We start from the raw sequence: 8,705 nt of genomic DNA, 5'->3' as shown, positions 1-8,705 counted from the left end.
GCGACACCTTCGTGCTGCGTGAAGCGGCACCGGAGCCGGCGAAGAAGCTGGAAGCCGACCTGTGCTGGTTCGACGACACGCCGCTGTCGACGCAACGCAAGTATCTGCTCAGGCAGACCACGAACACCGTGATTGCGCGTATCGGCGCGATCAAACAGGTACTGGACGTGCATACGCTGTCGCACGCCACCGATCGCCACGATCTGACGATGAACGATATCGGCCGCGTGTCGTTGACATTGCAAAAGCCGATCGTCGCCGACGCATACGACTCGCATCCGGGCACCGGCGCGTTCGTGCTGATCGATGAGGCCACGCATCACACCGTCGCGGCCGGCATGATCCGTGAGTTTTCGGCGTAAGTGACGTGCGTGTACGGAGGTCGCGCGGAATGTTGACCTCAAGAGCCGGCCGGTTGATCCGCTGCGATCGTCCATCAGGTTGGGCTACCGCATGTGAACGGCGGGCCCGATAAAAACCCCAAGACCCGTCAACCCATTCACGTCCCGAACTGCCGCGCGATCGCATCGACCGGGAGCCACGCGCGCGCCGTGCGGTGAAGATCGCCATGGGTTCCGAGCCATACGTCGCAGGCCGCGCCAATCTCCGGCAGTACCCTGATGAGGCCCGTCACCTCGTCGCCGACATAGGTCGGTAACTCGCCGATGCCAGCCCCTCTTGAAGTGCTCGGACGAGGGCAAGGATCGAATTCACCTGCCTGCGCGCCAGCAGCACGGTTCTCGATTTCGAGGGCCGCGGCTTCCATACGCCTGGCGACATCCGCCAGTTGATCGGCGGCTTCGGTCGGCACATACCCTCGCGGCGTACGCAGGAACAGCTTTGCCTTAAGGTCGTGTTCCAGTACGGCGAGCTGCTGGCGGACCATCGGAGAATTGCTGCTCAACTCTCGCGACGCGCCGGCAAGCGTGCAGTGCCGATAGACCACAAGAAAGAAACGCAGGTGATTCCACTAACGGGATCCGCGAGTCCGCATTGAAGCAGAAGCTGGCCGCCGACGGAAAGAGCGAACAGAAAGGCCTTGCCGAACCGGCAGCGGAAGTGCCGCTCAAGCGTCTCGGCCGACCGGAAGAATTGGGCGCGCTCGTGGCGTTTCTGGCCTCCGGGCGCGCGAGTTACATCAACGGCACGACGATCCAGGCCGACGGCGGCGTAGGCCGCCGCATGCTGTGAGCCAAAGGCCTAAAATAAATTCATTGTCGCTGGATGGAAACGATCGCGATGCTCGACCTCAATGATCTGTATTACTTTTCGGTCGTGGTCGAGAAGCGTGGTTTTTCCGCCGCGGCCGAATCGATTGGTGTTCCAAAAGGCACCCTAAGCAAGCGGCTGCGCGCGCTCGAACAGGAGCTTGGCTTGCGGCTCGCGAACCGGACCACCCGCAAGTTCTCGCTAACCGAAGCGGGCGCGGATTTCCACGAACACTGCCTGCGCGTCATGAATGAGGTGCGCAATGCCGAGCAGGCGGCGCAGGCCCGCCTGAGCGAACCCGTCGGACGGGTGCGGATAACCTGCGCCACGGGCATCGTGCGCATGGCGCTCGACGATCTACTGCCCCAGTTCATGGCCGCGCATCCAAAGATCGATATCGATCTGCTGACGTCGAACCGCTACGTCGATCTGGTAGAGGAAGGCTACGATCTCGCGTTGCGAAGCCATACCGAGCCGTTGCAGACGTCGTCCCTGATCGCCCGACCCGTGGCACAGACGCGCGTGACGCTGGTGGCCAGCCCGACGTTGTTCCCGCAGGGTCTGCCGCAGCGGCCAGAGGACCTGGATTGCGTTGCAGGCATACAGCTAGCCCGCCGCGACGCAGGGAGCACCTGGTTGCTGCACGCGGCCGACGGGCGCACCGCGACCGTGCCGTACCGTCCGCGGATGCGCTGTAATGACGCACCTCTCGCACGTCGCGCTGCCGCCGCCGGAATAGGCGTCGCGGCGCTGCCTTCGCCCTTGTGCCGCGCAGACATCGCTCAGGGAACGCTGGTGCGGATTCTCCCTGACTGGCATATCCCGCGGGGCACGCTCAGCCTCGTGTTTCCGTCGCATCGCGGCATGTCGCCCGCCATGCGCGCGACGGTGGATTTTCTGGTCGAGGCTTTGCCGGAATATCTCAACGATTGATCCATCAGTGTCTGGTGTGCGGCATGCACTTACATGCAACGCACACCTTACTTTCTCTGCGCGGCGTCGTTTCTCCGTGGAAACGGTATTACGCCCGCGACCCACTTTTTCCCGCTTCCCATGCTGCCTACGATGACGCTCTTCAACGAGCAATCAGATGGCAAGCCCGTTGCCCCGTTTCGAGCAGCGCTTCGCGCAACGAGCGCACGCGCGCACGCACATTTCGACACTCACCATGGACCTCGACGCATGAAATCTCGCCTCTCCATTCTGCTGCTCTGTGTGCCGATTGCCGCCGCACTGTCCGTCCCGTTCTATAACCGCGTGGCGCCCACGCTCGACGGATGGCCGTTCTTCTTCTGGTGGCAAACCGGTTGCGTCCTCGCGGGCGCACTGCTGACGGGCGCCGCCTATCTCTTCGACGCCCGAGTCGCGCGCAAGTCGGATTCGGATAAAGATCGTTCACCCAGGGACCATGCTGCATGAACATCATCTCCATCGCTATCTTCGTTGCGCTGTTCGCGCTTGTCAGTGTGCTCGGTATGTACGCATCGCGATGGCGACAAGCGGACCTGAGCGAAATTCAGGAGTGGGGGCTGGCAGGCCGGCGCCTTGGCACGGTGATGAGCTGGTTTCTGATCGGCGGGGATCTTTACACCGCGTACACGTTCGTCGCCGTGCCCGCACTCGTATTCGCCGCGGGCGCGATGGGTTTCTTCGCTGTCCCGTACACCATCATGGTGTTTCCGCTCGGGTATCTCGTGTTGCCGCGCTTGTGGCGTGCCGCGCGCCAGCATGGTCACGTGACCGTCGCAGACTTCATCGAACAACGGTTCAGCGATCGGCCGCTCGCGCTCGCCATTGCGCTGACCGGCATTCTTGCGACGCTGCCCTACATCGCATTGCAACTGGTCGGCATCCAGGTGACGCTCGGCGCGCTCGGTTTTCCGACGCACGGCTGGGCTGGTGAATTGCCGCTCTTCATCGCTTTTGGTGTGCTGGCAATCTACACCTGGTCCGGGGGTCTGCGGGCACCCGCGATGATCGCGGTCGTCAAGGATCTGCTGATCTACGCGACGATCATCGGCGCGATCATCGTGATTCCGGCCAGGCTCGGCGGCTTCGCGCACATGTTTGCGGCGTTGCCGGCGCCGAAGCTGCTGCTGAAAGCACCCGATGCGGCAAGCCTCAACGGCTACTCGTCCTATTCGACACTGGCACTCGGATCGGCGTTCGCGTTGCTGTTGTATCCGCATTCGATGACAGCGACTCTCTCGGCATCGTCAGACCGCGTGATCCGCCGTAACATGGCGCTGCTTCCTGCCTATTCGCTGATGCTTGCATTCGTCGCGCTGCTCGGCGTGATGGCGCTCTCATCAGGCGTCGCTGCGATGCCTGAATACGCGGCGCAGTTCCGGCAATACGGTCCGAACTTCGCTGTGTTTGCGCTGTTCCTGCATTTCTTCCCGTCATGGTTCGTGGGCGTGGCGTTCGCGGCGATCGGCATCGGCGCACTGGTGCCCGCGGCAATCATGTCGATTGCCGCGGCCAATCTGTTCACCCGCAATGTGTGGCGTCCGCTCTTCGCACGCGATTGCTCCGCGGCACGCGAAACGCGCATGGCCAAACAGGCATCGCTGTTCGTCAAGTTCGGCGCACTCGGCTTCGTTCTGCTGGTACCCGTGCAGTATGCGATCCAGCTCCAGTTGCTCGGCGGCGTCTGGATTACCCAGACGCTCCCCGCCATCGTGCTTGGGCTGTTTGTCCCCGCGATCCGGGCGCGCAGCCTGCTGGCCGGCTGGGCCGCCGGTCTCGCGGCGGGCACCTGGATGATGGCCGAAAACGGCTTCAAAAGCGCGGCCTTCACCCTGCATTTTGCCGGCGTCGCCATGCCAGCCTATGTCGCGGTTATCGCGCTGCTCGCCAATCTTGGGGTCGTGCTCGCGTGGTCGGTGTTGACTCTCAAATCCAGCCCTGAAGGAATTCAAAGTGACTTCCCGCTCTGACGCCATTCATGACGCGCTTGCCGGACTCGACGCCGGCGCCTTGCTGTCGCAACTCTGTTATCCCACGGGCGCTATCGGTCATGCCGTCGGCGACATGATGGAACACGTGAACGCGGCGGTGATTGACACGGCCTACAGCAAGCTTGATCTTCAAGAGAATCAGCGCATCCTGGAAGTCGGCGTTGGTAATGGCGGACACCTTGCGTCCGTGCTGACCCGCGCGCCGCGCCTCAGGCTCGCTGGCGTGGATGTGTCGCCCACGATGATTGCGGCGGCCCGCTCGCGTAACGCGGTATTCGTGGAATACGGTCAGGTCTTGCTGGAGACCGCGAGCGTCGCTGCCATGCCATTCCCGTGCGCTGTGTTCGACAAGGCCATCGCGATCAACGCCGTCTATTTTTGGCCGGATCTGACTGCCGGACTGCGGGAGATACGTCGCGTGCTGTGCGAAAACGGCGTGCTGGTGATCGCAGCGATGACGCCCGAGACATCGCTGACGATGCCGTTCGCCGAACACGGTTTTCAGGTGTACGGCCAGACGGCGCTTCGCAACGCCTGTTTTGACGCCGGATTCAATTACGTGCAGATCGAGCGATACACCGACCGGCCTTCGAATCCAGTTAAACCGCAGCCCGCGCGCGAGTTCTTTCTCGTTCAAACCTCGCGCATGTAGTGCGCGACACAGGAGTCTTTCATGTTGCCGAATGTTGAATCCTTTTACGATCCCTCGACGGGCACGGTGAGTCACATCGTCTACGAATGTGAAGGGTCGCCGAGTGCAATCATCGATCCTGTTCTTGACTACGACATCGTGTCTTGCCGCATATCGACGAAGTCTCTGGAACGGATGATCCGCTTCATCGAACGCTGCCGCCTGAGTGTCGAGTGGGTACTCGACACTCATGTCCATGCCGATCATCTGTCCGGTGCGGCCGAGCTCAAGCGCCGTATAGGCGGCCGAACCGGAATAGGGCAAGGGCTGCTCGATGTGCAGCGGATATTCGGTGTGACCAGCGAGGCCGGGGACTACGTCGGGTACGATCATCTGTTCGAACCCGACGAAGCGTTTCGAATTGGCAACCTGCATGCGCGAGCCATCGCGACGCCGGGGCACACCCTGAGCGACAGTGCTTACCTCGTCGGAGATGCGTTGTTCGCCGGCGATTCCCTGTTCATGCCCGAACTCGGTAGCGCACGCTGCGATTTCCCAGGTGGAGATGCGCAGGCGCTGTACGAGTCGATTGGTCGTCTTCTAGGGCTGCCTGACTCGACGAGACTGTTCGTGTGCCACGACTACCCGCAGGCGGGCCAGCCTGCACGAGTTTTCACGACGATCGGCGAACAGCGCAGACACAATATTCATTTGCGCGACGGCGTGACTGAAAGTGAATTCGTGGCACTGCGGACGACCCGCGATCAGTCATTGCGTGCGCCTGCGTTGATGTCGATCGTGCTGCCGGTCAACCTGAGAGGAGGAGGGCTCGCGGAATGAACGGGCGCCAAGGCGCGATAACGTCGGCAACACGCAGCAGCAAGACGCACCAGTCGAGGGTGCCGTGCCGGAGGCAAACCCTTGCGAACCCCGCACGCTGACCTATGCGGAGCTGTTGCCGTACCTGCTGTTGACAATTGGAGGGAGTTTCCAGATGTCTGTTTCCGCGAGGCTAAAGCGAGCACGAAGTTCGTGCTTACAGGATGCGGGGTCTCATGACCTCACTCGGGAACTGGGCGCCTTTGAGCACACGCTGTGGGCGACCGATTGCATTGAGCCGCATCATTTCCTGCTCGTGGTCCGGCTGGAGAGGCTGGAGTGTGCATCGTTCGACGAGAACCGTCTGCGTGCCGCACTCGCCGCTGCGCAGCGCAGGCATCCTGCGCTGCGGGTCCGGATTGCGTGTGCCGATGGCTTGCCGCCAAGGTATTGCCCGGTAGATCTGCCAATCCCGTTGCAGGTCATTCGGGGCTGCCACAAGGATGACTGGCGCGTCCGCTCGGTCCAGGAGTTGACCGAGCCTGTCGATGCTGACCGCGGACCGCTACTGCGAGTTTGCCTGTTGCTGGGTGAGGACGCATCGCATCTGATTCTGACCGTCCATCACGCCATCGGGGACGGCGCGTCGGCCGCATACCTGATGAGGGAGATTCTGGAGTTCGGGGTTGACGATGCTCGCCCTGCGCTGCCTGCGCTGCCTGCGCGTCGGAGTGTCGAAGAGATCGTCACAAAGGCGCCGGATTGCCCACCCCCGCATGGATCGCACTCAACACAGATGCGCGCGACGCCACGGCTGCGGCCGACGGTTACAAGCTTTGAAATCGCGCCGGACATCCTCGACGCACTTGTGCAGCGAAGTCGTCTCGAGCAGACGACGCTGCAAGGCGCGCTGATCGCGGCGGGGTCACTCTCGTTCGAGGGGGTATCGGCGCGAATCCTTTCGCCGGTCAACGTTCGGTCCCATTTGCCTGGAATCGTCGATGACTTCGGCCTGTACATCGCCGCCGCGATCACTTCACTAGATCTTCATGCGGGCAGGGACTTCTGGCAGGTCGCGCGAGAGGCCCGGGTACAACTGACGCAGGCGCGAACGTTGCCTGCGCTGCATCGCAGAGTGGCTGCGACCCGTTCGCTCCTCGCGGATAGCCAAGTCGACGCGGACATATACGCATCGTATGATTCGTTGCGGCAAGAACTCGGATATCAGGCCGTGTTGTCCAATCTTGGGCGTTTTCCAGACATAGTCAGACCGGAACGCGGGCCGTATGTGAGCGCGGCGTATCTGTTGCTTAACGGGGACGCTGCGCCCACGGTGGGTATTGTGACTTTGGGCGGCCGCCTCTCGGTCACGATGACGTCGATTTCGGGCGCGGATGATGCGGCATGGTTCCAGCGGTTCGAATTTTTGTTACGGTCGGCCGGCGATCGGCGCAGCTGACGAGGCTTTCAGAGCCTACGCGGGGCGCGAGGCGTCATGCCTGCGCCGTGTTCGCTTGCGCGTTCTAGCCGGCGCCGCCGTTGAATGATATCCCTGATGCCGGAACCTCCTGTCTGCTGGGCGTGCATCAACCCGCGTGCCGGCGGGGCGTTGCGGCGACTAATGCAAGCACGAACGGTACAAACTCGTCGTTGTGGCGCAACGGCGGGCACAGTACAGTCGCGTTCGCGACAATTGATGCCAGGTCGCAAGGTGAGCACTCGAAGCGCGTCCATCCCGGATTCCGCAGTGACAACGTTCTCGCATTTGCGTCAACATACACGCCCAACGCAGGGATCCTACGGCTGTCGGGAAAGGGGGCGGTTCTCGGCGCACCGTTGTGATCGCGTTGAGTCCGAATCCGACCGCTATCGATCAACTTTCGATCCTGGCGTCGCAAACTATGGATTCCGCGAACGTCCGTAGCGTCCAGCTTATTGTTCCCATTCGTCGAGATATCATGGTGAATCGACTGCACCTCAGAGTGATGACCGCATGCGGGCTGCTCGACGCACTGATTCCGTTCCTCGAAGAGCTGTGGGCAACCGGCCGGATTGGGCAGCCGTCGCGCACGTGTTCGAAACTGGGCGCCAATCTGAACCAGCTGCCGAAGCGCCCCGGCCTCAAGAGGGCGCTGCAGAAGCGCGAAAAACCTGATGTGGTAGTATCTGATCGGTCAGTCAGATCGCTTTCGTTCTGGAGATTCCGCTTGCGTCACTACACTAAAGACAATTTCAACGTCACGGAGAGCGTCGGCTTCGCGCTCATCAAGGCGCGTAACCTGATCGTGACGGAGATGGACGCCGCGCTGAAGGATCTCGACATCTCTGGTCAGCAAATGGGCATCATGCTGATGCTCAAGGAGAATCTGGCGTCTACACCGTTCGAACTGTCGAAGATGCTCGGCATCGATACCGGCCTGATGACGCGGATGCTCGACAAGCTCGAAACGAAAGGCCTGTTGACCCGCTCGCGCGACGAACGGGACCGGCGCGTCGTGAATCTTTCGCTAACCAAAGCCGGTATGGCGGTCGCCGAGCAGATTCCCGAGATCGCGCCCGACGTGCTGAACGCCCGCCTGAAGAAGTTCACGAAGACCGAATTCGACGAATTGCGCCGTCTGCTGCGTAAGTTCGTCAACGACTGACGCGCCATTCCCCGCGGCAGAACCGCACCGCTCCATACGAGCTGATGTTCGCATCGTCTGATCGAACGCGTAGATTCATGTGCGCACCTTAGCAGATCAAGGTGTTGCACTTCAAATTTGATCGCGCCCGGTCCGGTGACAGCGGTGCTGTTTGTGCAGCATTGCCGTTAGCCCTGCGGACAGCTCATCGGTTTCACGTGCAGACTTTGGCAAGGGTAATACCGCGGAAGTTGTACCGCCCTGTGATCGGCGACATCCAGGGTTCCGCCCGCCGTTGAGTTTGCACAACCCGCTACCGTTCCGAATAAAGCCAAAATGACAGCCAGACGTCCCAACGCAGAATATTGCGGCGCCATTAGTTGCTCTTCGAGTATTGCATCGGTTAGTTTTTGCTCGCCAGATAGCTCTCGTTCACGCGGAAACGCGCTTTGTTACGCTCGA

The 8,705-nt window shown here is 61.4% G+C and carries 10 protein-coding genes; 9 read left to right on the top strand and 1 reads right to left on the bottom strand.

The annotated features are described in order from the left end of the window. Positions 1 to 362, top strand: a 362-nt coding sequence (locus tag HV744_RS35650; RefSeq protein WP_425497900.1) for an elongation factor 1-alpha C-terminal domain-related protein, incomplete at its 5' end; no start/stop codon positions are given. Between the two features lie 137 nt (positions 363 to 499). Here the strand turns inward: HV744_RS35650 and HV744_RS35645 are convergent. Beyond that, positions 500 to 961, bottom strand: a complete 462-nt coding sequence (locus HV744_RS35645; RefSeq protein ID WP_281363701.1) for a LysR family transcriptional regulator — start codon at positions 959 to 961, stop codon at positions 500 to 502. A gap of 17 nt (positions 962 to 978) precedes the next feature. On the opposite strand from HV744_RS35645, the gene HV744_RS35640 reads away from it, so the two are divergent. From HV744_RS35640 to HV744_RS35605, 8 genes are all read left to right on the top strand, one after another. Further along, positions 979 to 1,191 (top strand): SDR family oxidoreductase, encoded by a 213-nt coding sequence (locus tag HV744_RS35640; RefSeq protein WP_175153948.1) that lies wholly within the window; start codon positions 979 to 981, stop codon positions 1,189 to 1,191. A gap of 48 nt (positions 1,192 to 1,239) precedes the next feature. Next, positions 1,240 to 2,142, top strand: coding sequence for a LysR substrate-binding domain-containing protein (locus HV744_RS35635; protein ID WP_175153944.1), 903 nt, complete (start codon positions 1,240 to 1,242; stop codon positions 2,140 to 2,142). A 249-nt stretch (positions 2,143 to 2,391) separates the two neighbouring features. Continuing rightward, a complete protein-coding gene (locus tag HV744_RS35630; RefSeq protein WP_175153943.1) occupies positions 2,392 to 2,628 on the top strand; it encodes a DUF3311 domain-containing protein in 237 nt (78 codons plus the stop codon). After that, entirely contained in the window at positions 2,625 to 4,148 is a 1,524-nt protein-coding gene (gene mctP / locus HV744_RS35625; protein WP_175153942.1) for a monocarboxylate uptake permease MctP, read from the top strand. The genes HV744_RS35630 and mctP overlap by 4 nt, the downstream gene beginning before the upstream one ends. A gap of 40 nt (positions 4,149 to 4,188) precedes the next feature. Then, a complete protein-coding gene (locus tag HV744_RS35620) occupies positions 4,189 to 4,821 on the top strand; it encodes a class I SAM-dependent methyltransferase (protein ID WP_246279368.1) in 633 nt (210 codons plus the stop codon). A 21-nt stretch (positions 4,822 to 4,842) separates the two neighbouring features. Continuing rightward, a complete protein-coding gene (locus tag HV744_RS35615) occupies positions 4,843 to 5,640 on the top strand; it encodes an MBL fold metallo-hydrolase (RefSeq protein WP_175153941.1) in 798 nt (265 codons plus the stop codon). Between the two features lie 64 nt (positions 5,641 to 5,704). Next, a complete protein-coding gene (locus HV744_RS35610; protein ID WP_175153940.1) occupies positions 5,705 to 7,078 on the top strand; it encodes a condensation domain-containing protein in 1,374 nt (457 codons plus the stop codon). Between the two features lie 748 nt (positions 7,079 to 7,826). Next, complete coding sequence (locus HV744_RS35605) at positions 7,827 to 8,264, top strand: MarR family winged helix-turn-helix transcriptional regulator (protein ID WP_175153946.1); 438 nt, start codon at positions 7,827 to 7,829, stop codon at positions 8,262 to 8,264. The last annotated feature ends 441 nt before the right edge of the window (positions 8,265 to 8,705 follow it).

This window comes from Paraburkholderia ultramafica (assembly GCF_902859915.1).
GTDB lineage: Bacteria > Pseudomonadota > Gammaproteobacteria > Burkholderiales > Burkholderiaceae > Paraburkholderia > Paraburkholderia ultramafica.
The sequence above is the reverse complement of the archived record's forward strand: the minus strand, read 5'-3'. Positions and strand labels throughout refer to the sequence as shown.